Source organism: Mycobacterium sp. E1747 (assembly GCF_001667775.1).
GTDB lineage: Bacteria > Actinomycetota > Actinomycetes > Mycobacteriales > Mycobacteriaceae > Mycobacterium.
Map to the genome: position 1 here is coordinate 63,027 of NZ_LZJI01000073.1, position 26,660 is coordinate 89,686.

At 67.5% G+C, this 26,660-nt stretch carries 24 protein-coding genes and 2 pseudogenes; 11 read left to right on the forward strand and 15 right to left on the reverse strand.

Annotated features, from left to right (window positions below):
- Window positions 1–7: 7 nt before the first annotated feature.
- Both A5695_RS07890 and A5695_RS07895 read right to left on the reverse strand, forming a co-directional pair.
- Window positions 8–1,594, reverse strand: a complete 1,587-nt coding sequence (locus A5695_RS07890; protein ID WP_068079710.1) for an AMP-binding protein — start codon at window positions 1,592–1,594, stop codon at window positions 8–10.
- Window positions 1,595–1,615: 21 nt separating this feature from the next.
- The gene (locus tag A5695_RS07895; RefSeq protein ID WP_156749513.1) at window positions 1,616–2,743 is read right to left on the reverse strand and encodes an aromatic ring-hydroxylating dioxygenase subunit alpha; all 1,128 of its coding nucleotides are present in this window, start codon (window positions 2,741–2,743) and stop codon (window positions 1,616–1,618) included.
- Between the two features lie 152 nt (window positions 2,744–2,895).
- On the opposite strand from A5695_RS07895, the gene A5695_RS07900 reads away from it, so the two are divergent.
- A complete protein-coding gene (locus tag A5695_RS07900; protein WP_068079712.1) occupies window positions 2,896–4,134 on the forward strand; it encodes a cytochrome P450 in 1,239 nt (412 codons plus the stop codon).
- Window positions 4,135–4,138: 4 nt separating this feature from the next.
- On the opposite strand, the gene A5695_RS07905 is transcribed toward A5695_RS07900, so the two are convergent.
- From A5695_RS07905 to A5695_RS07915, 3 genes are read right to left on the reverse strand one after another with little or no spacing between them, the layout of a single operon-like run.
- Complete coding sequence (locus tag A5695_RS07905) at window positions 4,139–4,579, reverse strand: nuclear transport factor 2 family protein (protein WP_068079714.1); 441 nt, start codon at window positions 4,577–4,579, stop codon at window positions 4,139–4,141.
- A gap of 42 nt (window positions 4,580–4,621) precedes the next feature.
- On the reverse strand, window positions 4,622–4,813 hold the full coding sequence (locus tag A5695_RS07910; protein WP_046185638.1) for a ferredoxin: 192 nt from the start codon (window positions 4,811–4,813) through the stop codon (window positions 4,622–4,624).
- Between the two features lie 18 nt (window positions 4,814–4,831).
- Window positions 4,832–7,216, reverse strand: coding sequence for a CoA transferase (locus A5695_RS07915; protein WP_068079716.1), 2,385 nt, complete (start codon window positions 7,214–7,216; stop codon window positions 4,832–4,834).
- Window positions 7,217–7,315: 99 nt separating this feature from the next.
- Here A5695_RS07915 and A5695_RS07920 point away from each other — a divergent pair, with 99 nt between their 5' ends.
- Both A5695_RS07920 and A5695_RS27360 read left to right on the forward strand, forming a co-directional pair.
- Entirely contained in the window at window positions 7,316–8,137 is an 822-nt protein-coding gene (locus tag A5695_RS07920; protein WP_068079718.1) for a FadR/GntR family transcriptional regulator, read from the forward strand.
- 10 nt (window positions 8,138–8,147) lie between these two features.
- A pseudogene (locus A5695_RS27360) lies at window positions 8,148–8,339 on the forward strand (SDR family NAD(P)-dependent oxidoreductase); the annotation flags it as partial.
- Between the two features lie 20 nt (window positions 8,340–8,359).
- On the opposite strand, the gene A5695_RS07925 reads toward A5695_RS27360, so the two are convergent.
- Window positions 8,360–9,226 (reverse strand): LLM class flavin-dependent oxidoreductase, encoded by an 867-nt coding sequence (locus tag A5695_RS07925; RefSeq protein ID WP_068079720.1) that lies wholly within the window; start codon window positions 9,224–9,226, stop codon window positions 8,360–8,362.
- A 78-nt stretch (window positions 9,227–9,304) separates the two neighbouring features.
- Here A5695_RS07925 and A5695_RS07930 point away from each other — a divergent pair, with 78 nt between their 5' ends.
- The 5 genes from A5695_RS07930 to A5695_RS07950 are packed head-to-tail and all read left to right on the forward strand — an operon-like array spanning window position 9,305 to window position 15,115.
- Window positions 9,305–10,378, forward strand: coding sequence for an acyl-CoA dehydrogenase family protein (locus A5695_RS07930; protein ID WP_068079722.1), 1,074 nt, complete (start codon window positions 9,305–9,307; stop codon window positions 10,376–10,378).
- A complete protein-coding gene (locus tag A5695_RS07935; protein ID WP_068079724.1) occupies window positions 10,375–11,472 on the forward strand; it encodes an acyl-CoA dehydrogenase family protein in 1,098 nt (365 codons plus the stop codon). Before A5695_RS07930 ends, A5695_RS07935 begins: the two co-directional genes overlap by 4 nt.
- Window positions 11,469–12,626 (forward strand): acyl-CoA dehydrogenase family protein, encoded by a 1,158-nt coding sequence (locus A5695_RS07940; protein ID WP_197515392.1) that lies wholly within the window; start codon window positions 11,469–11,471, stop codon window positions 12,624–12,626. The genes A5695_RS07935 and A5695_RS07940 overlap by 4 nt, the downstream gene beginning before the upstream one ends.
- Window positions 12,623–13,558, forward strand: coding sequence for an acyl-CoA dehydrogenase family protein (locus A5695_RS07945; protein ID WP_068079726.1), 936 nt, complete (start codon window positions 12,623–12,625; stop codon window positions 13,556–13,558). The genes A5695_RS07940 and A5695_RS07945 overlap by 4 nt, the downstream gene beginning before the upstream one ends.
- A 60-nt stretch (window positions 13,559–13,618) precedes the next feature.
- Window positions 13,619–15,115, forward strand: coding sequence for a class I adenylate-forming enzyme family protein (locus tag A5695_RS07950; RefSeq protein ID WP_068079728.1), 1,497 nt, complete (start codon window positions 13,619–13,621; stop codon window positions 15,113–15,115).
- Between the two features lie 20 nt (window positions 15,116–15,135).
- Here the strand turns inward: A5695_RS07950 and A5695_RS07955 are convergent, their stop codons facing one another.
- Together A5695_RS07955 and A5695_RS07960 are read right to left on the reverse strand one after the other, a co-directional pair.
- Entirely contained in the window at window positions 15,136–15,546 is a 411-nt protein-coding gene (locus A5695_RS07955; protein WP_231974754.1) for a hypothetical protein, read from the reverse strand.
- An 86-nt stretch (window positions 15,547–15,632) separates the two neighbouring features.
- Window positions 15,633–16,490, reverse strand: a complete 858-nt coding sequence (locus tag A5695_RS07960) for an SDR family oxidoreductase (RefSeq protein ID WP_068079730.1) — start codon at window positions 16,488–16,490, stop codon at window positions 15,633–15,635.
- Between the two features lie 72 nt (window positions 16,491–16,562).
- Between A5695_RS07960 and A5695_RS07965 the strand changes: the two genes are divergently transcribed.
- On the forward strand, window positions 16,563–17,591 hold the full coding sequence (locus A5695_RS07965; RefSeq protein ID WP_068079732.1) for a hotdog fold thioesterase: 1,029 nt from the start codon (window positions 16,563–16,565) through the stop codon (window positions 17,589–17,591).
- A 157-nt stretch (window positions 17,592–17,748) separates the two neighbouring features.
- Entirely contained in the window at window positions 17,749–18,954 is a 1,206-nt protein-coding gene (locus A5695_RS07970; RefSeq protein ID WP_068079733.1) for an amidohydrolase family protein, read from the forward strand.
- 57 nt (window positions 18,955–19,011) lie between these two features.
- Here the strand turns inward: A5695_RS07970 and A5695_RS30205 are convergent, their stop codons facing one another.
- Window positions 19,012–19,230 carry a hypothetical protein gene (locus A5695_RS30205; RefSeq protein WP_156749514.1) on the reverse strand — a complete coding sequence of 73 codons (219 nt, stop codon included), beginning with the start codon at window positions 19,228–19,230 and terminating at the stop codon, window positions 19,012–19,014.
- Window positions 19,231–19,256: 26 nt separating this feature from the next.
- Window positions 19,257–19,425: pseudogene (locus tag A5695_RS30210) on the reverse strand (oxidoreductase); the annotation flags it as partial.
- 315 nt (window positions 19,426–19,740) lie between these two features.
- On the opposite strand from A5695_RS30210, the gene A5695_RS07980 reads away from it, so the two are divergent.
- A complete protein-coding gene (locus A5695_RS07980) occupies window positions 19,741–21,708 on the forward strand; it encodes a SpoIIE family protein phosphatase (RefSeq protein WP_068079737.1) in 1,968 nt (655 codons plus the stop codon).
- Here the strand turns inward: A5695_RS07980 and A5695_RS07985 are convergent.
- From A5695_RS07985 to A5695_RS08005, 5 genes are all read right to left on the reverse strand, one after another.
- Window positions 21,705–22,946, reverse strand: a complete 1,242-nt coding sequence (locus A5695_RS07985; RefSeq protein ID WP_068079739.1) for an acyl-CoA dehydrogenase family protein — start codon at window positions 22,944–22,946, stop codon at window positions 21,705–21,707. The two genes, A5695_RS07980 and A5695_RS07985, sit on opposite strands and share 4 nt — an antisense overlap.
- Window positions 22,943–24,085, reverse strand: a complete 1,143-nt coding sequence (locus A5695_RS07990; RefSeq protein ID WP_068079741.1) for an acyl-CoA dehydrogenase family protein — start codon at window positions 24,083–24,085, stop codon at window positions 22,943–22,945. Before A5695_RS07990 ends, A5695_RS07985 begins: the two co-directional genes overlap by 4 nt.
- Before the next feature lie 124 nt (window positions 24,086–24,209).
- A complete protein-coding gene (locus A5695_RS07995; protein WP_068079743.1) occupies window positions 24,210–25,358 on the reverse strand; it encodes an amidohydrolase family protein in 1,149 nt (382 codons plus the stop codon).
- On the reverse strand, window positions 25,355–26,392 hold the full coding sequence (locus A5695_RS08000) for an amidohydrolase family protein (protein WP_068079771.1): 1,038 nt from the start codon (window positions 26,390–26,392) through the stop codon (window positions 25,355–25,357). The genes A5695_RS07995 and A5695_RS08000 overlap by 4 nt, the downstream gene beginning before the upstream one ends.
- Before the next feature lie 5 nt (window positions 26,393–26,397).
- Window positions 26,398–26,660 (reverse strand): Rieske (2Fe-2S) protein (locus tag A5695_RS08005; protein WP_068079745.1); only part of this gene is annotated, 263 nt, incomplete at its 5' end.

Sequence of the window (26,660 nt, forward strand, 5' to 3'; positions counted from 1 at the left end):
ACGTAACCTACCGGCTAACGATATAGCCTTGAGCTTCACGATCCCACGCCTCCTCAGACACCCCCCGCTTCCGCAACAGGTCCTTACGTATCCGCCCGATGACGTTCTTCGGAAGTTCGCTGACGACCTCCACGAATCGTGGCACGCAGAAGTACGGCATCCGGGCCGCGCAGAAATCGAGCAGCTCGGTGTAATCCACTGTGGCCCCGGGCTGCAACGTCACCACCAACAGGATGTCGTCTTCGCCCAGCGCGCTGGGCACGCCGACCGCGGCGGCTTCGGCCACCGCGGGATGGCTCGTGACGACGGCCTCCACCTCCACTGAGGAAACGTTTTCTCCCCGCCTGCGCAGCGAATCCTTGCGACGGTCGACGTAGCTGAGGTTGCCTTCGGCGTCGAACCGGCCGAGGTCGCCGGTGCGAAACCATTCCTGGTGAGCCTGCATCCGTGAGCCCTCGCCGAGATAGCCTTCGCTCATCACGCCCGGGTACCGGGGCCGGCAGGCGATTTCTCCTACCGCGCCGGCGGGCAGCGGATCGCCGGCTTCGCCGACGATGCGCACGTCGAAGTTCGGATTCGGCCGGCCCGATGTCCCGGGCACCCCATCGTCGGCCAGGGCCTTGACGGCGATCGGGAACGCCTCGGTCATCCCGTACATCGTGACGATCCGGCAGGCGTAACGCATTTCGATGTCGCGATACGCCTTGGCGTCGATCGGAGCCGCGGAGATGAACCGCAGTGGCAGCTGCGCGTCCCGGGGATCGGCCGGCAGGTTATGCAACATCGACACCATGGCGCCGGTGCCGGCGAAGCCGACGGCATTGCTCGCGCGGACGTCGTCCCACACCTGGCCGGGGTGAAATGCCTGCGCCAGCACGGTCGTCGCGCCGAGCAGCATCGGGGTCAGCACGCTGGGAGCCGCGCTCAGGTGAAACAGCGGCATCGCCGTCCACAGCACCTCCCCGGCACGCAGTTCCCAGGCCGACGCGACCGTGGCGGCCACCGTAAACAGGTAACGCCACGTCGTGGCAACCGCTTTCGACGGTCCGGTGGTACCGGACGTGAAGAACAGCGCGCCCACCTCCCCCGGTGCGGTGCACGCATCGGGGGCCGGCCGTCCGGCACAGCGGTTCAATGCCGCCTCGAGTGAATCGTCTTGCAGCACAACGCTGGGCGCGACGTCCAGCGCGCCGGCGACCTGGTCGACCCGGGGCCGCCGCTTCGCGTCGGTGAGGATCACCTTGGCCTGCGACAGCCGCAGGGTGTGCGCCAGGAACTCGCCCTTGTTCGCGGCGTTGATGGCCGCGCTCACCGCACCCAGGCGCGCCGCGCCCAGCCAGAAGTACACCCATTCCGGGCATGTTCCGGTGAACAGGGCTACGGAGTCACCGGGGCCAACGCCTGAGTCCGCGAGCAGGTTCGCCGCGGCGCAGGACCGCTGCCGCATCTGCTCGAAGGTCAGCTCGACACCGGCGATCGACATCATCACCCGGTCGGGATACTGCTCGGCACGACGATCGAGCACCGACGGCACGGTGAAACTGTCGACGCCGAAATCGGAAGGCCCGAGAGGGCCGCTCCGGTCGGGGCACATCAGGCCTCCAGGGGCTTCCGATTAGGCTCTCGCCGCCGCCGGATCGGGCTCACCGGCTGCGGTGTAGCCGAAATCGGACTGCGACGGCTGTGCGCCCGGGTAGAAACGGTGCGCCCAGCGGCGAAGGGCCGCATAGTCGTGCGCTTCTTCGGGAGCCAGGTTCGGCTTCTCCAGGTACTTCATGTTCTCCCACGTGAAGAAGTCTTGCTTGATGACTTCTTGCTGCAGCGCCAGGAATTTGGCCGCGCGACCGGTCGGCGCGTCGCCCGTGTCGCCCGGCTCGCGGACCGACGCCTGGGTGTAGAAGTAATCGGTGTAGTCCTCGTCGACCGGCGTCTGCCCGGTGACCTGGACGGTGGCCACCAGCTCACTCGGGAAGCGGACAACCCCCAGCCCCAGTGAGTAGTTGTCGTAGATGATCTTGGCGTCGACCGGCCCGTGGGGGGTGAGCCAGGTCGACGCGCGACCGCCCCCGAAATGGGCGTTCACGGTCGCGTGCAGGTGGTAGCCCGAGACCTCGAACGACGCGGTGGTGGCGGGATTGGCGGCCTTGTGCACGTATTGCACGTGGTACGGATCGGCGGCGTTCTCGATGATCATCTGCGGGTGCACCTTCACCCGGTTGACCATCTGGGTGTGCGGATGCAGCGGGTAATACTCGTTGGTTTCCAATTCGGGCAGCACGGGCGGCTGCCAGTACGGCGCCCGCCCGTGGCGCTCGTGCCAGGCGAGGATGAAGCCGTACCACTCGACAGTCGGGTAGGTGCGGATGCGGACGTTGTTCTTGCAACCGATCTTGCTGTAGGGAATCAGCGCATTGGTGCCGTCACCGCGCCAGCGCCAGCCGTGCCAGGGGCAGACGATGTTGTCGCCTTCCACGGTGCCGCCGACGCCCAAATTCGCGCCGAGGTGCTGGCAATAGGCGTCCATCACGTGCACCCGACCGGACTCGGTGCGGAAGATGACGAGTTCCTCGCCGAAGTAATGGGCCCGCTTGACCTGACCGGCGGCCACGTCGGAGCCGAAGGCGACGATGAACCAGCCCGTCGGGAACCGGTAGGTCGACAGCGCGATGCCGGCTTGCCCGAACTCGCGTTCCGAGGGATCTCCGGCCGAATCCGACGCCCGGTCCGAAATCGTATGCGTCACGAGCTCTCCATATCCCGCCCTGCCCAGGCGAGCCGAGCGCAACTGGGCCGCGCTCCACTCACCGCTGGTTCGACGACCAGGTCTATTTTTACTATCTTAAGCATTGAACGTCAACGCGACACCAGACGCGTCCGGCAGAGCGGGGTTCGAAGATGACGGCTGCGGCGGTAGACCTTTCCGATTTCGCCTTGTGGCGCAACGGATTCCCCGACGATCTGTTCGCCGAGTTGCGACGCAACCGGCCACTGTTCCGGCACGAACTGACCCCCGGCGTCGCCGAGACGGTGCACCGCGATTTCTGGGTGGCGACCAAACACCGGCACGCCGTCCGCCTGCACCGCGACACCGACTCGTTCACCGCGGCCGACGGGCCGCTCATCCAGCCGGTCGCCATGTTCTCGTCGTCGCCAACGATCATCACGCTGGACCCACCGGACCTGAACAAGCGTCGCAAACTCATCGCGGGCGCGTTCAATCCCCGAGCGATCGCCAAGCTGGAGACCGGCATCCGCGCGCGTGCGGCGCAGATGATCGACGGCCTGCTCGCCGCGGGCGGTGGAGACTGGATCGAGCACGTCGCCGACGCACTGCCGATGACCGTGATCGGCGACATCATCGGCATCCCGGAGCAGGACCGCCCGCGAGTCTTCGACCTCTTCGACCGAATTCTGAAGGCGCTCGCGCCCGAAGCCCGCCCGTCCGGGCAGGTAGAACTCGAGCTCTTTGCATCGGTCTTCGACTACGCCATGGAGCTGACCGCCGAAAAGCGGCGCAATCCCACCGACGACATCTGGAGCACGCTGGCGTCGGCGGTGATCACCGGCGACGACGGTGCGGAATTCAGGTTGCCCCCCAACGAACTCGAATTCTTCTTCTTCGTCTTGGCTTTCGCCGGCAGCGACACCACCAAGAACGCCCTCGCGATCGGCCTGCAGGCCTTCCTGGCCAACCCCGAGCAGGTCGAGCGCTACCGGGCGGACGAAGGCCTGCGGCCGACCGCGGTCGAGGAGGTGCTGCGCTGGGCGTCGCCGGTGGCCTACTGGACGCGTACCGCCAAGGTCGACCTTGAGATGGACGGCCAACACATCGCCAAGGGCGAACGGGTGGTGTCGATGCTGCGCTCGGCCAACCGCGACGAGGAGGCGTTCTCCTTGCCGTTCACCTTCGACATCGGCCGTCAACCCAACCCGCACGTCGCGTTCGGCGGCGGCGGACCGCACCACTGCCTCGGCGCGATGCTCGCGCGCGCGGAACTCCGCGCGGTGTTCGACGAGCTGCTGCTGCGCTGTGACGACATCGCGATCGGGCCGGCCACCGTGGCTTACCCGAACCTGATGACGAATATGTCGATCTACGACGAAATGTCGATCTCGCTGACGGAACGGCGCTAGCAGCTCAATAGGGTGGCGGCGAATCCCCGAAGGCCGCGAGGACGGCCAACGGGTCCAGGTAGTCACGCCAGTGCACGATCTTGCGGTCCTTCACGGTGATCACCGAAACGAACCTGTTGACGTACGGGGCACCGGTCTTCACCACCGTGCCATGCATGGTGTACTCCAAAATCACCACGGACTTCTCGGGGTCGTAATAGCGATACACGCCGCTGCTGTGACTCTGGACGATGGATTCGCCGTAGTCGGAGTAGAGCTCGGCCAGCGCCTCTCGCCCGACAACCGTGCGCGGGTAGTCCGGGACGGTAATGACGTACTCGACCACCACATCCTCGGCGTGCATGTCGAAGAAGTCGGTCCCGTCGACCAAGCCGCTCAAACCCCCGGCGACGACCTCGAAGTAGGGCCGCATCGCGGCGTACTTGGCCATATCTCGCGACGACATAGACGCACTCTATGGTGCGCCACCGACGTGTGCAGGGCGACGTCAGTCGATCAGTCGCAGTGCGGCCTTGGGGCACTGATCCACCGCGGCGCGCACGTCGATCTCCAACCGGGGCGGCACCGGCCCGTCCGCGATCTGCACCACGTCCTCGTCGCCCAGCTCGAATACTTCCGGCGCCAGCGATTCGCAGAAACCGTTGGCCTCACAAAGGTTTTCGTCAACCGTCACGCGCATCAGATGCCCTCCACTTCTCTAGAGGCCCTTGGGTCGGGTCCCGATCACCCCGCTGCTCGCGAGGCGCGTCAGTTCTTCGTCGGTCAGCCCGCAGCGATCGCGCAGTATGTCCTCATTGTGCTCACCCAGTCGCGGCGGTGGCCGCAGCAGCCAGTTGTCCTGTCCGGCGAGCCGCGCGAACGGTGGGCAGGGATAGCGGCCCGCACCGGTGCTGGGGTGGTGCAGGGTCTCCAGGAAGCCCCGGTGGCGCAGTTGGGGATTGTCGGTGACCAGCGACGGCGACACGACCGCAGCGGCGGGCACGCCAGCGGCCGCCAAGCGCTCCACCGTCGCGTCAAGCGGTTGCCGGCCGAACCACGCCGCCAGTCGGCGATCGATGTCGTCGGCCCGCTGGAGCCGCCCCGCGGCGGTGGACAGCCCCTCGTCACACCACGCCGGTCGATCCATCGCCTCGACCAGCGCACACCACTGCCGGTCGTCGCGCACGGTGACCGCGATCCAATCGTCTTCCCCGGCGCAGCGGTAGATGTTCTGGATCGCGTCGCCGAAACCGCGGTTGCCACGCCTGGTCAGCGTCGTCCCGAAGACCTCGAATTCGATGGCCTGTATCGCGGTGGCGTTGAGCACCGTTTCGAGCATCGGGAGCTCGACCAGCTGGCCCGAGCCGGTGCGTTCGGCGAAGCTCAGCGCGGCCAGCACGGCGAACGCGGCGTGCACGCCGGCCAGCGGGTCGCACGCCCCGCGCGGCGTGACCGGCGGGGTGTCGGGCAATCCGGTCACCCATGCCAGGCCGGCGATCTGCTCCATGGTGGGCGCGAATCCGACCCGGTCGCGCCACGGCCCATCCAGACCGAAGGCGGGCATGCGGGCGACCACGAGCCTCGGGTTGACGTCCAGCAGCACCTCGGCGGTCAGGCCGAATTGTTCCATCACCCGGGGTGAAAAGTTTTCGATCACCACGTCGGCGCCGGCGGCCAGCTCGGTGAACAGGCGCCGTCCGTCCTCGGACCCCAAATCCAGTGTCACCGAACGCTTGTTGGTGTTCATGGCGTGGAACACCCAGCCGTACTCCCACCAATCGTCGACGTCGGTGCGCATGCCGCCCGAGTAGCGAATGCCGTCGGGCCGTTGTATCGATTCCACCTTGACGACGTCGGCGCCGAAAGCGGCCAATAGGTGGGTCGCCGCCGGGCCGGCCCAGAACGCGGTCAGGTCGATGATCCGCACGCCGGCCAGGGGTAACGTGCGCGGAGCCGCGGCTTTCCCGAGTCCCCTTGGGGCCCAAGGGCTCTCATTATCGGCCTCACCGAGAGCGGGAGTGACGCCCGGCGGGGCGGGCGCGCACGCCGACATCAGCCACGGCGCTCGGGGTTGGTGAAAGCCGGCCGGGTTGGGGACAAATGCCCCGCGCTGCGTCACGTACTCCATCTCCCGGATGGTGGAGCCGTTGCCCAGCGCGGCGATTGGCAACCGGAACAGTTGGCCGAGCTCGACGATCTCCGCCACGGTCCGTTCGGCCAGCCAGGGGCCGATCTGCTCGCGAATCAGGTCGCGGTGGGCCCACCGGCCGATCTGGAAGCGGAGCTGTTCGATCTCCTCGAGCTGCGGGCATTCGACCATCGCGAGGAAGTCGAGCCATTGTTGGCCGGTGACCATGGTGATCCCGACGTAGCCGTCCCTGGCGGATTCGATGGACGGGACTTCGAGCGTGCGGCCGATCGGCGGCACGCGCAGCAGCCGGGAGTGCAGCCATTCGCTGCTCTGCATCGCGGTCAATGCCTCGAGCATGGACAGGTCGAGGTGCTCGCCGGGGCCGCCGCGTTCGACGCGGCGGCGCACGGCCAGCGCGCCGAACGCGCCATACACGCCGCCCATGTACTCCCCCAGGTCGCCGCCGATGGAGATCGGCGGCCCTGCGGGATCACCGCGGAAACCGGGCGAGCCCGCCCCCGCCTGCAGGGTGAATTCGCTGGCGGCCCGGCCAGCGTAGGGCCCGGTCCAGCCGAAGTCGGAGATCGTTACGACGATCGCGCTCGGAGCCGCGGCCATCAGCCGCTGCGGGTCGACACCCAGCGCCGCGGCCCGCTCGCGCCCGGCCGTGATCACCACCACGTCCGCGGCGGCCAGCACCGCGGAAAACCGCGCAGAGCCGGGCGGGCACGTCATGCTGCGCTTGCCGGCGTTGAGAAAAGCGAAAAACGGTGAACTCTCCCCGTCCGGCACCGGCGACCGGGTCGCAGAGTAGTTGCGGAGCCAATCCCCCTGCGGCGGTTCGATTTTGCGTACCTGCGCGCCGGCATCGGCCAGCAGCTTCCCGCAGTAGCTGCCGGCGATCCGGTCACTGATCTCGACGACACGCAGGTCGTGCAGCGGTGTGGGCCGGCTGTCGGACCGCTCGCTCACTTACACCCGCCCTCCCGATCGACACGCGATCGAAGAAGCTATTTATACCATTACTGCTAAAATAGCTAAGCCAGCGAGTTGATTAGTATCGAGGATCGGATGACCGACTTGGGAATTGGGCGCGACGCCCGTCGCCGATTGTCGGCGCCGCGGATCGCTGAGATCGTAGCCGACGAGTTGCGTCGCCAGATCATCAACGGCGACTTGGCGGACGGCGATCTGTTGCCGCGGCAAGAGGTACTCGTCGAGCAGTTCAACGTGAGTCTGGTTTCGCTGCGCGAAGCGCTGCGCATTCTCGAAACCGAGGGCCTGGTGTCGGTGCGCCGGGGTAATCGCGGTGGCGCCGTCGTGCACGCGCCGGCGAAGACCAGCGCCGCGTACATGCTCGGGCTCCTGCTGCAGAGCGAGTCGGTCGCGGTCGCCGACCTCGGAATGGCGTTGCAGGAACTCGAGCCAGCGTGCGCCGCGCTGGCCGCCCGGCGGCCAGACCGCGCGGACACCTTGGTCCCAGAACTCAACCGGGTGAACGACGCCATGGCCGAAAACATCGAGGACGGCGCGCTGTTCACCGAAATCGGCCGGAAATTCCACGATCTCGTGGTGCGAGGGTGCGGAAACCACACCATCATCGCGGTGGTCGGCAGCTTGGAGACGCTGTGGACCAGCCACGAACAACAGTGGGCGGACGAGAGCGCGGCGCGCGGCACCTACCCTTCCCTGGCTCAACGCCGCGCCGTCCTCGGCACGCATGTCAAGCTGACCGAGACCATCGCGGAGGGCGACGTCGACCGGGCGCGTCGCATTGCGGGTCGCCATCTCGCCGACACGCAGACGTACGTGCTCTCCGATCGGCACGACCAACGTATCCACGCACTGTCGCCGCAGGCTTTGTCGCGGACGCGGGATTTCCGGCAACCGTAAGAGGCGCCCCTTGAGAACCGCATTGGTCACCGGCGGCAGCGGCGGGATCGGCAAAGCGTGCGGTCGCAAGTTGGTCGAACTCGGTTACGACGTCGTGCTGGCCGCGCGGCGCGAGGCCCCGTTGCGCGCCGCCGCTGAAGAGATCGGTGCGCGTCACGTGGTGGCCGATGCCTCGGATCCGGTCGGATTCGTGTCGGCCGTTCGCCCGGGCACCGGTCGTTCCTACCGAGGCGCGGCGGCGCCGCCAGGGAACGCCTTGATCACCGATTCGCCGAATTCGTGCAGCGACTCAGGCTTCGCGAAGTCGGCGAACCACACGTAGAACCGCTCGACCCTGTGGGCGGCCAGGTCGCCGAAGTGGCCGATCAGCTCGTCGGCGTCGCCGCAGACCAGGCCCGAGCCCAGGTGGCCGAATCGGCGAGCGCTCACCTCACGCACCGCTTTGGGATCGCTGCCGGCCCGGACAAATCCCACCATCTGCTGGACCGACACCCGGGCCGGCCCCGCTTCGGGGGCAAGCTTGGGCAGTCGGTCGAGCTGCGTCGCCGGGGCATTCCACCAATCCGCATGCCTGCGAACGAGTTCCATCATCCGGGGGCCCGTTCCGCCCAGGACCAGGGGTATCGGATGTGACCTGCGTGGGGACTGGACATTCTCCCCGGTCCCGTCGCCCCAGTACTCCCGGATCAGCTCGAGATTGCGCCCGAGTTGTGCGATCCGGGCCTTCGGATCCTGCTGACCGACAGCGAATCTGGTGAACTCCGTGGGCCAGGACCCCGCACCCAGCCCCAGATCGAACCGGCCTTCGGATGCGTCCGACAGGGTGACGGCTTGTTTGGCCAGCACGGCCGGGTGGCGAAACGCGTCGCACAGCACCAGGTGGCCGATCCGCAGCCGCTCCGTCTTGGCGGCCACCCAGCCGGCGATGCCCATTGCCTCCCAGATGCTCCCGTCGGGCAGTCCGGGCGCCTCGAGATGGTCGATGAACGCGATGCCGTCGAAGCCGCTGTCCTCGGCGTGGCGGGCACGCTCGACGATGTCGGCCACCGACAGCCGCAGCTGCGGCAGGAACAAAAACCACTCGACCATGCGCCCAACCTATGCGTCATTCCCGTGCGATTGCGGAGGGGGCCGCTAGATTACTATCTTTATTATGTTAGGGGTCTTATGGATGTTGGAATGAACGCGGAGCAGCTGTCGCTGCGCGACACCGTGCGCGACATCCTGCGCACCGAGTGCCCGCCCGACTCCGCCCGGCATGCCATGACTGACCCGCAGCGGTGGCGCACGCTGTGGAAGACCGTTGTCGACCTCGGTTGGACGGAACTGGCCGCTCCAGGGACCGGCGACTATGGACCGGTCGAGCTCGCGGTGGTGCTCGAAGAATGCGGTGCCGCCATCGCGCCGATCCCGCTGTTGAGCAGTGTCGGGCTGGCCGCCGGCGCGTTGCGGGAGGCGGGCCTGGACGCGATTCTCGATGACATAGCCGGCGGTGTGGTCGCCACCCTGGCCGTGCACGCCAAGGGATCTCGGCTGCCCGGGGCGCCGATGACACTGCGCGCCGGGCGCCTGCGCGGCCGGGCGGTCGCGGTCCCCAACCTGTCGCGCGCCGAGCTGCTCGTCACGCTGGCGTGGGCCGACACCGCCCCCGATGGCACCGTGGTGGCGGTCGCGCGCTGCGCCGACGGAGTGACCGTCATCCCCCGCGAATCGACCGACCCGGCGCAGCCGCTGGCAGACGTCGAGGTCGACACCGAGCCGTTGGTCAGCGCACCGGTCGATACCGAGCAAGCGTTGACGGCGCCGTTGGTGGCCGCAGCCGCCGATTTGGTCGGCACGGCCAGCGCCGCCTTGAATCGGGCCGTCGAGCACGCCAAGACCCGCCGCCAGTTCGGCACGCCGATCGGTGCGTTCCAGGGGATCAAGCACGCGCTGGCCGACAACTATGTCGGGTTGGAGCGCGCCCGCAGTCTCACGTACGCCGCGGCGGCCCGGCTGGCCGACCCGGCCACGGCGCCCGCGCAGGCGTGGATCACAGCGGCACTCGCCAAAGCGGCGGCCGGCGATGCGGCCGCCCACTGCGCGAGAACCGCGGTCCAGGTCCACGGGGCGCTCGGGCAGACCTGGGAGCACGACGCCCACCTCTACGTCCGGCACGCCTGGCAGGCCGCCGCGATGCTGGGCGACAGCCGCGCCCTCTACCACGAGGTCGGCCGGCGGTTCGCGGGAGGCGCGGCATGACCGCGGTGGTCGACGAGTTCGGCACCTGGTTGACGGACTTTCTGCCGAGCGACTATTACGACAACTACCGCCAATACCGCTGGGATGTGACCCTGCGGCGCGATTACCAACGAGCCGCCTTCGAGGCCGGATGGATTCAGCCAACCTGGCCATCGGAACACGGCGGCCGATCGCTTGGCTTGCGCGACGCGATGGAGGTCCGACTCGAGGCGGCGATGCGCTCGGCGCCCAAGCTGCCGAACATCGCGGGTCCCAACGTCGCCGCCCCCGGCATCCGTCAGTTCGGCACCCCGGCCCAGATCGAGCGGCTGCTTGTCCCGCTGCTGCGCGGAGACGAGTGGTGGGCGCTGGGAATGTCCGAGCCGGAGGCCGGGTCGGATTTCGCCGGCCTGCGCACTCGCGCCGAACGCGACGCAGACAGCTTCCGGGTCAACGGGCACAAGATCTGGACCACCCAAGCACACGAATCGCGTTGGTGCACCCTCTATGCCCGCACCGACCCGCAGGCGCCGAAACACCGCGGGATTTCCTGCCTGATCCTCGATCTGCGCTCGCCGGGGGTGCAAATCGAACCCATCCGGATGGCGTCGATCTCCGACGAGACGTTCTGCGAGGTCTTCCTCGAGGACGTCGAGGTGCCGGCGGACAACCTGCTGGGACCGCTGCACGGCGGGTGGAACGTCGCCCTCGCGTCGCTGCACCACGAACGCCAGATGATCTGGATCATGAACTGGGTCGAGATCAAGCGCGGGCTCGAGTCGGTGCGCAGGGCGCAGCCGACCGCCGACATCTGCGCGGAACTCGGCTCCCTGCTCGCCGACGCCGAGGCGTTGCGGGCCACCGGGTACCGCGCCCTGGGCAACGAACTCGCCGGACGGCCGAGCCCCGAGGCCGACACCATGAAGCTGCTCGGATCCCTTACCTTGCAGCGTGTCTGGGAACTCGCCGCCGCCGCGGAAGGAATGCAATCGCTGAGCGACCCGGATCTGCTCTTCGAACGGCAGGACGCGCTCGCCGCGACCATCTACGGCGGGACATCGGAGGTCCAGCGCAACATCATCGCCGAGCGGGTGCTCGGGCTGCCGAAGGGATGACAACGATGGATTACGACCTCGGCGACGACGCCGCACAACTGCGGAACCACCTGCGCGAACTGGTGGCCAACCACATTCCCGCCGATTTCCTCGGCGCCTGCACCGACAACCCGCGGGACCTGGCCACCACCGAGACGTTCTGCAAACTGCTGGCGGCCGAGGGCCTGCTGGCCCTGGGCTGGCCGAAAGAACATGGCGGCGGCGGAGGTTCGGTCTGGCAGCAGACGGTGCTGCGCGAGGAGATGTGGGCCCAGCACGAGCCGCGCGGTCCCCAATACATGGGAATCAACTGGGTCGGCCCCGCGCTGATGCGCTACGGGACGGCCGAACAGAAGGCCAAGCACCTGGCCGCCATCGCCGCGGGCGACGTGATCTGGTGCCAGGGCTTCTCCGAGCCGGAGGCCGGTACCGACCTCGCCTCGTTACGCACCCGCGCCGTACCGGACGGGGACGGTTGGCGCATCACCGGCCAGAAGGTGTGGACCTCCTATGCACTGATGGCATCCTGGTGCGTGCTGGCGGCGTGCACCAACCCCGAGGCACCAAAGCCCAAGCGGCTCACCCTTTTTCTGATGCCGATGGACCGTCCTGGCTTTACCGTCCGGCCGATCGGGTCCATGCTGGGCCCACATCACCTGAACGAGATGTTCCTCGACGACGTGCGGGCCTCTCCCGGCGACATCCTCGGCGAGGTCGGGGACGGCTGGCGGGTCATGCGCGAGGCGCTGGCCTTCGAGCGCGTCGGCATCGCCCGCTACGCGCGCTGCGAATCATTGCTCGACCGGATGCGCACCCAGCTCGGGGACGACTGGTTCGCGCTGCCCGAATCGCTGCGCTCCCGGTGGGTTCGGGCGCTCGTCGATCTTCGGGTAGCCCGGTTGCTGGCCTACCGGGCAGTGTCATTGCAGGACGATCCGGCGGCGGGCGCGGCGGCCAGTGCCGCCCGTATCGCCACCACGACGTGCGACCAGCAGGTCGCCGAGCTGCTCTTTGACGTGCTGGGCCCGATCGCGCTCGATAGTGGCAGCGGCGCGGCGCTGCACGGGGCGATCGAAGACCATTGGCGGTACGCCCAGGCCGCCACCGTGGCTTCGGGCACCATCGAAGTGCAGAAGATGTTGGTAGCCCGGGACGTGTTGGGAGAGCACCGGTGAAAACTGACCTGCCGCAAGACATCTGCGACTTCGCCGCGGTGGCGGCCAAGCGGTTCGCCCGGCTGGGCGGTCCGCAGGCGGCGTTGTGCGCCGAGACCGACGACGCCATCCGGGGCGCCGCCGGCGAGGCCCTCCGCGATGTCGGCGCATTCGAGCTCGATGTCCGGTCGGCGCCCGACGACCTGCTGGCCGCCGCGGTGTTGTGCCGGGCCGCCGGCGCGATGGTGTTGCCCTATCCCCTGGTCGAGGAATTGCTCGCGATCGACGGCGCCCGCCTTGCCCTGGTCAACCCCGAGGCGCCGCGCGTCGACCACGGCGACCTTCCGGGTGACTGGATCGCCGCCGACTTGGACGGCAACCGCTACCACCCAGAGCCGGCGTCGCGGACCAGCGCCAAACTCGGGCCGTTCCTGGTGCCCGCTTCCCTCGGCGCACCCGATGGAACCGTCCCCGCCGACGACGTTAATCTGCATCTCGTGCTGGGATCTTGGCGGATTCTGGGATCGATGGAGCAGGCGCTGCAGATTGTCACCGACCATGTGCGCACCCGCGTTCAATTCGGTAAGCCGCTGGCGGATTTCCAGGCCGTCAGGTTCGCCGTCGCGGAGGCCGCGGTCGCCGTGCGCGGGCTGCACGAGTTGGCCAAATACACCATCTGCCGGCCGGAGTCGCTACCGACACAGGTCCGTTCGGCGGACGCACTCGTTCTGCGGCTCAAGGCGTCCGACACCGGGCGCCAGGTGCTGCGCATCTCCCATCAGTTGCTCGGCGCCCTGGGCTTCTGCGACGAGTCCGACGTCAGCGTCCTCGACCGGCACACGCAACCGCTGATCCGCTTGCCGCTCGGCGCCGAAGCGCTCGCGCTGCGACTGATTGCCGGCGTCCCGGACGGCTCCCTGGAAACACTGTTCAGCTGCCCGGTACCGGCGTGACCGCGCCGGCGACGATGCAGTGGGGGTATCTCCCGCTTGCGGGCGAGAGGAGCGGCGCTCGTGACTAAGCCCGCATCGGCCGAAGTGGCGACCAACCCCTTAGCGGATGGAATCGCGTTCGGCGCCAAGCTTTGTGAGCTCGCCCAGCAGCGCGGCGGCGACACCGGGGTCACCATCGTCGCCCTCGACGGCACCGCGCAGTCGCTGACGTTCGGTGAGCTCGATGCGCACGCCAACCAATGGGGCCGCGCGCTCGCCGCCAACGGCGCCGAAACCGGCTCCCTTGTCGCGCTGGCGATCCCGAACTCGGTACACCTGGTCGTGGCCACGCTGGGCTGCTGGAAGATCGGCGCCGTTCCGGTTCCCATGCACTGGGACCTGCCCGAATGGGAGCGCGACCGGGTGCGGGAGGTGATCGATCCCGCCGTGGTCGTCGACGAGGTGAGCCGGTGGCGACTGGAGGCCCAGGCCGGCGCCGAGTCCGCCGAGGCCCTGCCCGAAGCGGTCTCCCCCAACGTCAACGGCATCTGCAGCAGCGGTTCGACCGGCATACCGAAAGTCATCCTGAGCCTGGCGCCCTCGCTGTGGACCCCACACCACGGCGAGCCCTTCCTGTCGAACTGGACGCCCGTGGCTACACCGCAGACGATCATGGTGCCCGCGCCGATGTACCACACCAACGGGTTCGCCACCTTCTTCTTCCTGCTGGCCGGCGACCACCTGGTGATACTCGAAAAATTCGACGCCGCAATCGCTTTGGATGTCATTGAACGCTTCCGGATTACCAATTTCACGGCCACGCCCACGATGCTCGCGCGCATCGCGGCCCGGCCCGACGTCCGGCAGCGCGACTTGTCCAGCATCGTATTCATTCTGCAGGGCGCAGCGGTGATGCCGCCGTCGCTCATGCACACCTGGTTCGAGCTGCTGAGCCCGCAGCAGATCGTCTCGGCGTACGGTATGACCGAAAACCTTGGGCTCACCGCGTTGCGGGGCGACGAGTGGCTCGCGCACCCCGGCAGCGTCGGCCGCGGTTTTCGGGAGACCGAGATCCGGATCCTCGACGCCGGAACGAAACAGCTCGGCCCCGGCGAACACGGCGAGATTTACCTGCGCGCGCCGATGAGCGCGGGATCGCGCTATGTGGGCGGCGCGGCGCCGCTACCGACCACCGAAGACGGCTTCCGCTCCGCCGGCGACATCGGCTATCTGGACGAGGACGGTTACCTCTACATCGTCGACCGCCGCGTCGACATGATCATCACGGGCGGCGCGAATGTCTTTCCGGCAGAAGTGGAGTCGGCGCTGGCGGGCCATCCCGACATCGCCGACGTGGTCGTCATCGGACTCGCCGACGCGCAGTGGGGACATCGGGTGCATGCGGTGGTGCAGCCGGCCGACGGCGCGGCGCTCGCCGAAGAACAGGTGATCGAGTACGCCAAGAGCCGCCTCGCTCATTACAAGGCGCCCAAGACCGTAGAGTTCGTCGACGCGATTCCCCGCACCGCGGCGACCAAGGTCAATCGCTCGGCGATGATCGAGGCGCGGGGTGGCTGAGGCGTCCGACGCCGACACCGTCAACCGACGGCGGTGATTCCGGAATTCGAGATGGTGAACCCGCGACCCGAGACGACGGTGCACGTCACCCCATCGGTCTCCGATCGGCATGTGAACGGGCCGGTTCCCTTCGCCTGGCCGTAGGCGAGGGTCGGGGTGCCCTCGGGAGGGTTGGCCAGACAGCTTTCGCCCGTGCAGCGCGACAGGACCCCTGCGGGATCCATCGTCACCGACTGCGGCGGGGCGATGGTGAAGCAGAACGTCGAGTCGGGGATTCCCCGGCGCTGGTAGTCGATCTCGCAGCTGATGTTGCGTGTCGGGGAAAGGAAGGTCACGTAGCTGTCCTGATCCGCGGCGGCCGGCGGGGCGAACGCTATGGCCGCGGCGGCGGCCAGGACGGTTGCCGCGACGGTCGGTGCGTATCTCAACACCCGCTAACCGTGCCACAGCGGAGCACGCGACGCACCGATTCGGTGCATCTCGTTACCGACGTTCGCCCCCGGGGCCACGCCGCTCGTCAACCCGCCGACGGCGCCGAGGCCTGCTCCATTCCCCGAGCGTGCCTGAGCATTGCTTTGGCCGCTCGCATCGACAACGCCGGCGAGAGCCGCTCGAGGTACCAAAAGGCCTTCCACCATGCGGGCACCACGATGATCGCGTCCCCGCGCAACACGGCACGAAGCGCGCGCTCGGCAAACTTCTCGGGCGCCATCGGGTGCAACCGCTCCCACATCTTGAGGATCTGCTCGTCGCTGATGCCTGCCAGGCCAGTCCGTCCATACTTGCCGCCGGTGAGGATCGGGGTCCGGATCACCCCGGGGCACAGCACCGAGACCTGCACCCCGTGGCGCTCTGCCTCCAGGCGCAACGTCTTCGAGAGGGCGACGACGGCGTGTTTGGCGGCGGTATAGCTTGCCTGGCCCGCAGTTGTCATCAGGCCTGCCATGGAGGCGGTGTTCACGATGTGGCCGGAGCGCTGCCCGATCATGATCGGATACACCGCTTGGATACCGTGCACGACACCGCGCAGGTTCACATCGAAGACGTCGTTCCAGTCGTTGAGTGTGTACTTGTCGATCTCACCAGCGACTCCGATGCCCGCATTGTTGAACAGGTAGTCGATCCGCCCCGATTGCTGCACCGCCCCGGCTACGGCGCGCTCAAACGCCGGATAGTCGCGCACGTCCAGCTCGATCGCGTGCGCCTTGCCGCCGCGGCTGTTGAGGCGTTGTGCGAAGTCCTGCGCGGGGCCGATCTGCCGATCGGCGATCCAGACTTCGGCTCCGTGGCGGATCAGCTCGGTGGTCAACGCCGCCCCGATGCCGGATGCACCGCCGCTGACGAATGCGACTTTCCCGAACACGCTCGCCACCATTGCAGCAGCCTAAGCGCGGTAACCTCATTCTCATAGCGCGCGCCGCGCGCCGAGGAAGGGGACGAAGCGCTCATGACCGACCTTGGCGACGACGTCGAAGTGACGCGCGGCGACCGCTTCATCAAGACGGCCGTGGCGATCTTGGGCGAAACCGGGCGTACCGACTTCACCGTGCAGGAGGTGGTCGCCCGCTCCAAGACGTCGCTGCGTGCCTTCTACCAGCACTTCAGCAGCAAGGACGAGTTGCTGCTGGCGCTGTTCGACCGGACCATCGCCCAATCGGTGAAAACCTGGCGCGCCGAAACCCAAGGGTTGGACAGCACCGCGGCGTTGAAACTCGTCATCGACCGCATCAGCCAGCAACCGGAATCGAGCACCCAGGACAGCCTCAATCGCGCATTGACCCTCTATAACCAACACCTGGCCGAAACCCGGCCCCGCGACTACGCCCGCGTGCTCTCCCCGTTGCATCAGCTCCTACGCGACATCGTCGGGCAGGGCATCACCGAGGGGGTCTTCCACCCCGGAGTCGACGTCGGCGCGGCGGCCGCCATCGTCATGCAGACGGTGATGGGTGCACAGCGATTGCATTGGCTGGGAACGGAATTGAACCGCGCCCCCGTTGACGCGGGCCAACTGTACGACTTCTGCAGTCGCGCCCTCGGCATCCGGGAGACCGACGAGGAATCGCCCGCGCAGTCGCTGACCGAGCTGTTCGCCCAGATCGGCATGCGACCGGGCACCCGCGCCGGCGAGTTCGCGATGACGATGCCCGTCAGCCCGGCCGTCGTCAACACGTCCGGCGCTCTGCAGGGCGGCCTGGTCGCGACGCTCGTCGACGTCGCGGCTGGCCGGTTCGGCCTGGACTACCTGGCGCCGGGCACCACGATGACGACCGCCGACCTGTTCATCCGTTACCTGCGCCCGATCCGGCAGGGCTGGGCGTATGCGGTGCCCCGGATGCTGCGGTCCGGGCGGCGGGCAATGGTCATGCAGGTGGACGTCTACGGCGACGGCGACGAGCTCCTCGCGACGGCGACCGTGAATTTCGCGGTCCTCAACGGCAAGACACCCCAGCTTCCCAGCTGGCCGAACGCCTAGCCGGCGACGGCGGGCGTCACGCCAGCGTGGCACTCGTTGCCGAACGTCACGCCAGCGTGACTGCCGAGCTCGCTCGCGCGCTACCCGCGCCCCGCCTGGAAGTGGTAACGTCATTACCACTCAGAGAGAATTCGAGATTTCTGCCGAGGAGATCGCCATGCCGTCTCGCGAACTTTCCTTCCCCGTGTTCGACGCGGACAATCACATGTACGAGCCGCAGGAAGCGCTGACCAAGTTCCTGCCGGAGAACCGCAAGCGGGTCATCGACTACGTCCAGGTGCGCGGTCGCACCAAGATCGTCGTGCGCGGCCACATCAGCGAGTACATCCCCAACCCGACGTTCGAGGTGGTGGCGCGGCCCGGGGCCCAGGAGGACTACTTCCGAAATGGTGCGCAGGGCAAGTCCTATCGCGAGATCCTCGGCGAGCCGATGAAGGCCATCCCCGCGTTCCGCGAACCGGGCGCGCGCCTCGAGGTGATGGACGAGCTCGGCATCGACTACGCCCTGATGTTCCCGACCCTGGCCAGCCTGGTCGAGGAGCGCATGAAGGACGACCCGGAGATGACCCACGACGTCATCCACGCGCTGAATCAGTGGATGTACGAGCAGTGGTCGTTCAACTACTCCGACCGCATCTTCGCCACCCCGGTGATCACCCTGCCGATCGTCGAGCGCGCGCTCGAGGAACTCGAATGGGTATTGGAGCGCGGCGCTCGCACCGTCCTGGTGCGCCCGGCGCCGGTGCCCGGTTATAAGGGCAGCCGGTCGTTCGGGCTCGAGGAGTTCGACCCGTTCTGGCAGGCCTGCATCAAGGCCGAGATCCCCGTGTCGATGCACGCCTCGGACAGCGGCTATTCGGAATTCGCGAACGTGTGGGAACCCGGCGACGAGTTTCTGCCGTTCAAGCCGACCCCGTTCCGCAGCTTCGCGATGGGCCACCGGCCGATCCTGGACGCGATGGGCGCGCTGGTATGCCACGGCGCGCTGTCCCGCAATCCCGAGCTGCGGATCCTGTCCATCGAGAACGGCGCCGACTGGGTGCCCGACCTCTTCAAGGGCCTCAAGGGCGTCTACAAGAAGATGCCGCAGTCGTTCAGCGAGGACCCGATCGAGGCGTTCAAGCGCTGCGTCTACATCACCCCGTTCTGGGAGGACCGGTTCACCGAGATCGTCAAGATGGTGGGCACCGACCGGGTGCTGTTCGGTTCCGACTGGCCGCACCCCGAGGGCCTGAAGGATCCCATCTCCTTCGTCGACGAGCTGACCGACTTCGACGAGGCGGACATCGCCAAGATCATGGGCGGCAACCTGATGAAGCTGATGAAGGTTTCGGCGGATTCGAAGAAGCCGGTCTCAGCCTGACCCGTCGTCGGCGCCGAAGACCGAGACCACGCCTTTCGTCTCGAACAACGCGAAACCTCACGTCGGCCGTTGTCTGGTGACCATGCTGGCGTAAGAACGCGCCATGTCGTCGTGAGTAAGCCCGCACCGCAACAGGTTTCGCTCGTCGAGCTGGCCACCGCGGACGAGCACCCACACCAGCGGATCAACGAGTCTGTGCACCCACGGAATGAACCGCAGACGGGCGACGATGTCGTGGACGGCTATCCGGGTGAGCAACGCGGCCGCTCCGGTCAACCATGGGGTGGTCGCGGAGCATGACCTTTTCCGGTGAAGCACGCCCATTCGCTGCCCGGTTTGTTGTCGTCGTGTCAATACAACTTTGTGGTGTGCACTGAGGATCCCGATGCCGCTGCCAATGATCAGCGTGACGAACAGGACGTTGAGCCAGGGGTCGACTCGCAGCCACACCGGATAGTCGAGCGTCGTCATGCCTGAGCTCCAGCCAGTCGAACCACTGTTGTCGTTGTGGATAGGCCATGTTGCCCCCGACAGCACGGTCGCGTGCGTCGCAAGGAAGGCGGCGGCAAACGCGAAAGCGAATGTGCCCGGAGTGAAATCCCACCGTCCGGTCGCGACCTCCAGCCCGGGCACCACGGAACAGCCGCACGCCTCGCAGGGAAAACTGTTGCACCGAGCACCTGCTCGCCATTGCTAGTCTTAATGTCTGCGCCTGGCGAGTGCTCGGCACGTTTGGGCCAGCTTGCGGGACTCGGTCCGGGAATGGGTCCGTAGGAGGGACGGCCAATGGCGCCCCAGAGAGACTGGGATAAGACCGTGGGTGCGGCCGACGACGTGCGCCGCATTTTCGAGAATGTCCCTGCGCTGTTGGTCGGCCTCGAGGGCCCCGACCACCGATTCGTCGCGGTCAACGCGGCCTACCGCGCACTCAGTCCGCCGATCGACACCATCGGCCTGCTGGCGCGGGAGGTCTATCCCGAGCTGGAGGGCCAACAGATCTTCGAGATGTTTGACCGGGTGTACGAGACGGGCGAGCCTCAGTCGGGCACCGAGTGGCGCGTGCAGGCCGATTTCGAGGGATCCGGTACGGCGCAAGAACACTTCTTCGATTTCATTGTCGCGGCGCGCCGCGCCGACGACGGCTCGATCGAGGGGGTACAGCTCGCGTTCGTCGACGTGACCGACCGCGTGCGGGCGCGGCTTGCCGCCGAGTCCCGCATGCGCGAGTTGTCCGAGCGGTACCGCAACGCCCGCGATTCGGCGACCGTCATGCAGCAGGCCCTGCTGGCCCCTTCGGTGCCCGTCGTTCCTGGTGCCGACGTCGCCGCCGAGTACCTGGTCGCCGCGCAGGACACCGCCGCCGGCGGCGACTGGTTCGACGCGATTCCGCTCGGGGACAGACTGGTGCTCGTCGTCGGCGACGTCGTCGGCCATGGCGTCGAGGCGGCCGCGGTCATGTCGCAGTTGCGCACCGCACTGCGGATGCAGATCCTGGCGGGATATCCGGTCGCCGAAGCGCTGGCGGCGGTGGACCGCTTTCACGAACATGTGCCCGGATCGAGGTCAGCCACCGTGTGCGTGGGATCGCTCGACTTCAGCACCGGCGAATTCCAGTACTGCACCGCCGGACACCCACCGCCGTTGCTGGTCAATACGGAGACCGACGCGCGCTATCTCGAGCCGTCCGGCGCCGGTCCGCTCGGCAGCAGCACGGGCTTCCCGGTACGCACCGAGTTCCTCGACGTGGGCGATGCGATCATGCTTTACACCGACGGCCTGATCGAGCGCCCCGGCCGGCCGTTGATGGCCAGCACCGCCGAATTCGCCGAGTTGGCCGCGAACGTCGCCGGCGGCCAAGGCGGATTCGTCATCGATCCCCCGGCGCGGCCCATCGACCGGATCTGTTCGGAGACTTTGGAATTGCTGCTGCGGTCGACCGGCTACAACGACGACATCACGCTTCTTGCGGTGCAGCGGCGCACGCCCCCGCCGCCGCTGAAGATGACGCTCGACGCCACGATCCACGCCGCACGTGCCGTGCGCTCCCGGCTGCGTCAGTGGCTCGCCGACGTCGGCGCCGCCGCCGGGGATATCTCCGACGTCGTCCACGCGATCTCGGAGTTCGTCGAGAATGCGGTCGAACACGGTTACGGCGCAGAGGTTTCCGACGGCGTGGTGGTGGAAGCGTCACTGGCCGGAGACGGCAACCTGTACGCGTCGGTACGCGACCACGGGCAGTGGAAGGATCACCGGGAAGGCGAGCAGGGCCGCGGCCGCGGCCTTGCCATGGCCGAGGCACTGGTGTCCCACGCGCACGTCAGCCACGGGCCCGGCGGTACCACCGCCAGCGTGACGCACCGCCTGTCGCGACCGGCCAATTTCGTCGCCGACACGATCGTCAGTCGGGGAAATCAGCCGAAGTCGGTCAACTCCGAGTTCGTCTCCCTGGTCGCCGAACCCGGCCGCATCGTGGTCAGCGGTGACGTCGACTCCACCACCGCATCAACCCTGGACCGCCAGATCGCGGTCGAAAGCCGTTCCGGCGTAGCGCCGTTGACGATCGATCTCAGCGCGGTGACCCAGCTCGGTTCGGCTGGTGTCAGCGCACTGGCCGCCGCCCGCGACCGGGCGCAGCGACAGGGCAGCGAGTATGTTCTGGTGGCCCCGCCGGGAAGCCCGGCGCACCATGTCTTGTCGCTGGTGCAGCTCCCCGTCGCCGGTGGGCTCGCCGAGAATCTCGTCGCCGAGGGCTAGGGGCCCTCGGAGCGCTGGCCGTGCCGCACCCGGTTGAACGGCACACCGCGGTCGGCCGCGAACTCGCGAGGGAAGCCCAGCACCCGCTCGCCGATGACGTTGCGGGCCATCTCCGTGGTGCCACCGCCCATCGCGACGGTCTGGCGCGACAGGTAGCGCAACCCGGTTTCCAGCCCTTCGCCAGGCTCGCCGACGACGCCGGCGCTTCCCGCGATCGCCATGGCGGTGTCGACATTCACGAACACGGTCTCGGCGTGGAACAGCCTGATGAGCGTTCCGGCGGCCGGCGGCAGCGTGCCGTCCCGGACGCTGCGGTAGACGTGGCCGATCAGCTGCTCGGCCACCGCACGCTGCACCAGCGCGCGGCCCGCCAGCTGCTCCACGCGTTCGTTGCCGGCCTGGCCGGTCTTCTCGATGAGGCTCACGTAGTCAACGGGAATCGTGTCGCCGCCCTCGCTGCCGCTGCCGCTGGCGAACTCGGACCCCTGTCCCACCGCCCGGCGCTCGTGGTACAGCTGCCGCGACGCCACCGCCCAGCCACCGTCGACCTCGCCGACGACGGCGTCGTCGGCGACATCCACCCCGTCGAGGAACTCCTCGCAGAACTCGGTGGAACCGCTCAGCATCGTGATGCGGCGCAGGGTGATTCCCGGGTGAGCGATAGGCACCAGGAACATCGTCAAACCCTCGTGCTTGGGCACATCCCAGTTGGTGCGGGCCAGGCACAACCCGTAGTCGGCGGCGAACGCGCTGGTGCTCCACGTCTTGGCCCCGTTGAGTATCCAACGATCGCCCTGACGTTCGGCCCGGGTGATGACCCCGGCCAGGTCGGATCCGCCGCTGGGCTCCGACAACAACTGCACCAGGACCTCGTCACCGCGCAGCGCCGCGCCAATGTGGCGCTTCTTTTGCTCCTCGCTGCCGGTGTCGAGCAGTGTGGCACAGCAGATCGTGAACGTGGGGGTGTTGAGGATCAGCGGCATCTCGTAGGTGAGGGATTCCGCGTCGAAGGCCTTCTGGTACTCGTAGTCGAGCCCGAGGCCACCGTACTCGCGGGGAAAACAGATCCCAGCGAATCCTCCTTCGTACAACCGCTTTTGAAGTTCTCGGGCCCGACGCCAGGATCGTTCGTCGTCGCGCGGGGCGGGCGGGGGCGACTCAGGATCGATTCCAGGCATGTTGCCCGCCAGCCATACCCTGGCCCGGGCAGCGAAGTCGGCAACGGATTCGGTTGTCATGGTTTTGAACGGGCCGCCTTCTGGTGTTCGTAGACCCGCAGGTTGTGTTCCTCCGGCGTCCCAAACGTGGAGCGGTACAACGTGACCCGGCGCAGGTAGAGGTGCAGGTCGTGCTCCCAGGTGACGCCGATGCCGCCGTGCATCTGCACGCAGGCCTGGACGACTTGGCCCGCCATCTCACCCACGTAGGACTTGGCGATGCTGGCCGACAGGCCCGCTGCGGGCGAGTTGGCCGCGACGTCGGCGACCGCCGCGGCCGTGGTCGCGCGGCAGGCTTCCAGCCACAGCTTCATGTCGGCGAACTTGTGCTTGAGGGCCTGGTAGGACGCCAACGGGCGCCCGAAGGTGTGCCGATCGAACGCCCACTGAACGGTCAGGTCGAACACCGTCTGCAAGATGCCGACCACCTCGGCGCACTGCAGGATCTGCGCGATCTGGCCCTGCCGGTCGACGAGCGCGGGCGTCTCGGCGGCGGAGCCGACGACCGCGGATCGCTCCACCACCACGCCGTCGAACCGCACCCGGGCGTATTGCTTGACCATGTCGACCGACTGCTGCGCGACGATCGTGACACCGGGCGCATCCGTCGGGACCAGGAACTGGCGGACCTCGTCACCGCAACGCGCCACCATCAGCAGCACCTCGCTCTGCGCGCCCGCCTCGACCCGGTCCTTGCTGCCGTCGATCCGGTAGCCCGAATCGGTGGGGGTGGCCGTGACCGACGGGTCCAGCGGAGCCCACCCGCGACCGGGCTCTGAAACCGCCCACGACGCCACGGTTTCGCCGGACATCAACGCCTCGATGGTGGCGACGTGCGGCTGTCGGTCCGCGCACGCGACAAGAGCGGCGAGCACGACGCTAACCGGATACAAGGGTCCCGGCGCCACCGTCTTCCCGAGCTGTTCGGCGACCAGCGCCAGATCCGCCAAACCGCTGTCCGAAACGCTGCCGCCGCCCAATTCCTCGGGGACCAGCAGGCTCGTCCAGCCGAGGTCCGCGGCGCGCCGCCACCACGCCGGATCGAAGGACTCCCCTGCGGCATGCAGCTCGCGCACGCGGCGCAGCGGCGCCTCCTTTTCCAGGAAGGCTTGGGTGGTCGAGGTGAACAGCGTCTTTGCGGGGGAGTCGAGTGTCGTCATGCTGCCTCTCGTGGAGGATTCGCCGGCGTTCCGATGGTAGCAACGGGCATACGGTAAGAGCTACCGGAGTCCACTCGATAGCGCACGTCACCTCCTGAAGCACCCGCCGCCCATCGGCTCCGCCTCAGCGTTCCCCGGGGAACGCCTTGACCGTCGCCGGTAGCCCATACAGGGCGGTCGCGTTGCCGCGCATGATCCGCTCGCGCTGGTCGGCCGGGAACCGGTTGATCGCGTAGGACGGCGCGTCATAGCTCCAGTGCGGGTAGTCGGTCGAGAACATCAGGTTGTCGCCCAGGTTCATCATCTCCAGGTACTGCCGGAACTGCACGATGTCGGTGTCTTCCAACGGCTGGGTGGTGAACCGAACATGTTCGCGCACATAATCCGACGGGCGGCGGCGCACATTCGGCAGGTCGCCACGGCGGGCCTCCCAGATGCGGTCCATCCGTGACATGACCGGCATCGCCCACGTGAAGCCGCCTTCGACGAACACCACCCGCAGGTCGGGGTGGCGGTCGAACGCGCCGTCGAACACCAGGCTCATCAGGTGTGAGACGTAGAGCAGGGGCCAGGAGGCGAAGAAGTCATGCCAATGTGCCGGATTGCCAACCGGATACAGCGGGATGAGCTCAAAGGGCGTCTGTCCCATCAGGTGCGTGGCCACGGGAAAGCCGTTGCGGGCTGCGGCTTCGTAGAGCGGATCGAAATGCGGGTTGCCGAACGGGATCCCACGCGTCTGGGGCGTCATCAGCACCTGGGCCATGTACGGATGTCCCGCCCAGCGTTCGACCTCGCGCGCCGCATGCTCGGGCGTCTGCGCGCTGACGCTGATCGATCCGCGCCAGCGGCCGTGCCGGTTGTTCTTGTCGAGCCAGACGTCGGCGAGCCAGTCGTTGTAGGCGGATTTCAGTGCGTGTTCGGCTTGCGGCAGCTGGGCGTCGCACATCGGTTCCAGCGTCGCGATGCTGACGCCGGCATCGAGCAGCAACTGCTTGGCGGCGAATTCCGGGTCGCTGCCCGCAACTCCACCGTCGGGCGGGGCGGCGTCCAGCCGCAGCGACATCGTCTTGTACGAATCCGGTGTGTCGTAGAAATGCGGCACCGGGGCGACCGCATTGCCGGTCGGCCAGATCTTGTCCACCCATTCGGGCGCCGCGTACGACTTGATCACCTCGGTCGAGGCCGGCAGCGGGTGCACGTCGGTGTCGACGATGGTGACTGCTATTTCGTCCTCTTGACCTGTCGCGGAGTCGGCCCGCTCGATCGTCGTCATCGGACACGCTCCTTCAATCCGTAAAGCTCGCTGGCGTTTCGCCACAGCACCTTCGCGCGTTGCGCGGCATCGAGGCCCTCGGCGCCACTCGCGGGCGGCGACGTGGACCAGTGCGGATACGCCGACCCGTACATCAGCAGGTCGGACTTACCGGTGAACTCCATCCAGCGCTGCGCGTCGGCGGCATCGGTCGGCCCGTCGAACGCCGAGGAGCAGAACCGGACGTGCCCGGGCAGGTATTCGCTCGGATAGCGGTCCACCCATGGGGTCTGATCCCGCATCGAGACCCAGAAGGTGTCCAGGCGCCAGATCAACGGGGTGAGAATGTCGTAACCACCGTCGGCGAAAACGAACTTGAGGCCGGGGTGCCTGCCGAACACGCCCTCGACGATGAGGGTGGCCAGGTGCACGAAGTAGTTCAGCGGCATGAAGGCCGCATACCCCGGATAGGTGTGGGCGTGCCCGGCGAAGGTGGGCGGATAGTCGACGCCGTTGCCGCCGTTGATGTGCACCGCCACCGGCAGTCCATGGGCGGCGGCGGCCTCCCAGATCGGCTCGAACATCGGTTTTCCGTAGGGCTCGCGTGACTGCATCGGGACGCCGACCTGGACCAGCTTGGGGTGGTCGGCCAGTCGCTCGATCTCCGCGACGGCGCCCTTGGGGTCTTCCGGGTTGACGCGGATGGTGCCCCGGAACCGATCCGCGGGGTCCGGCTCGAGCCAGCGGTCGAGCAGCCAATCGTTGACCGCCGCGCAGATGCGGCTGTTGAGCAGGTAGTCGGCGATGTTGCCGCGGGTCAGCGGGTTGAGGATGGCGTAGTCGACACCGTGTTCGAACAGGTGCCGGCCGACCGTCTCGGGATCCGAGCCTGGGTAGTGCTCCCCGTAAAGGTCTTGGCGGTAGTCGCCTCCGGGCGCTTGGTACCACTGCTGTTCGACGTCGGGGATCGACCGCAACTGGTGGGCGGGGGGTAGATAGCGCCGTATCTCCGCGTTGTAGCCGAAGTGCGGTTGCACATTGGCGTCGATGATCATGGGGCTCATGCGGTCAGGTACACCTTCCCGTCGGTGACGTCGACCGGGTAGGTGCGCACGCGGCGCGCGGGGTCGGCGAGGTTCTGCCCGGTGGTGATGTCGAATTCCCAGTTGTGCCAAGGGCATCGGACAACTTGGCCATCACGAACGCGGCGCAGGCCGCCGGGTTCGTCCGGGGCGAACTCGTTGGTACCACCGGTCAGACCCAGGCACAGCGGGGCGCCCTCGTGAGAGCAGTAGTTGACGATCGCGTAAAGCTCGCCGCGCA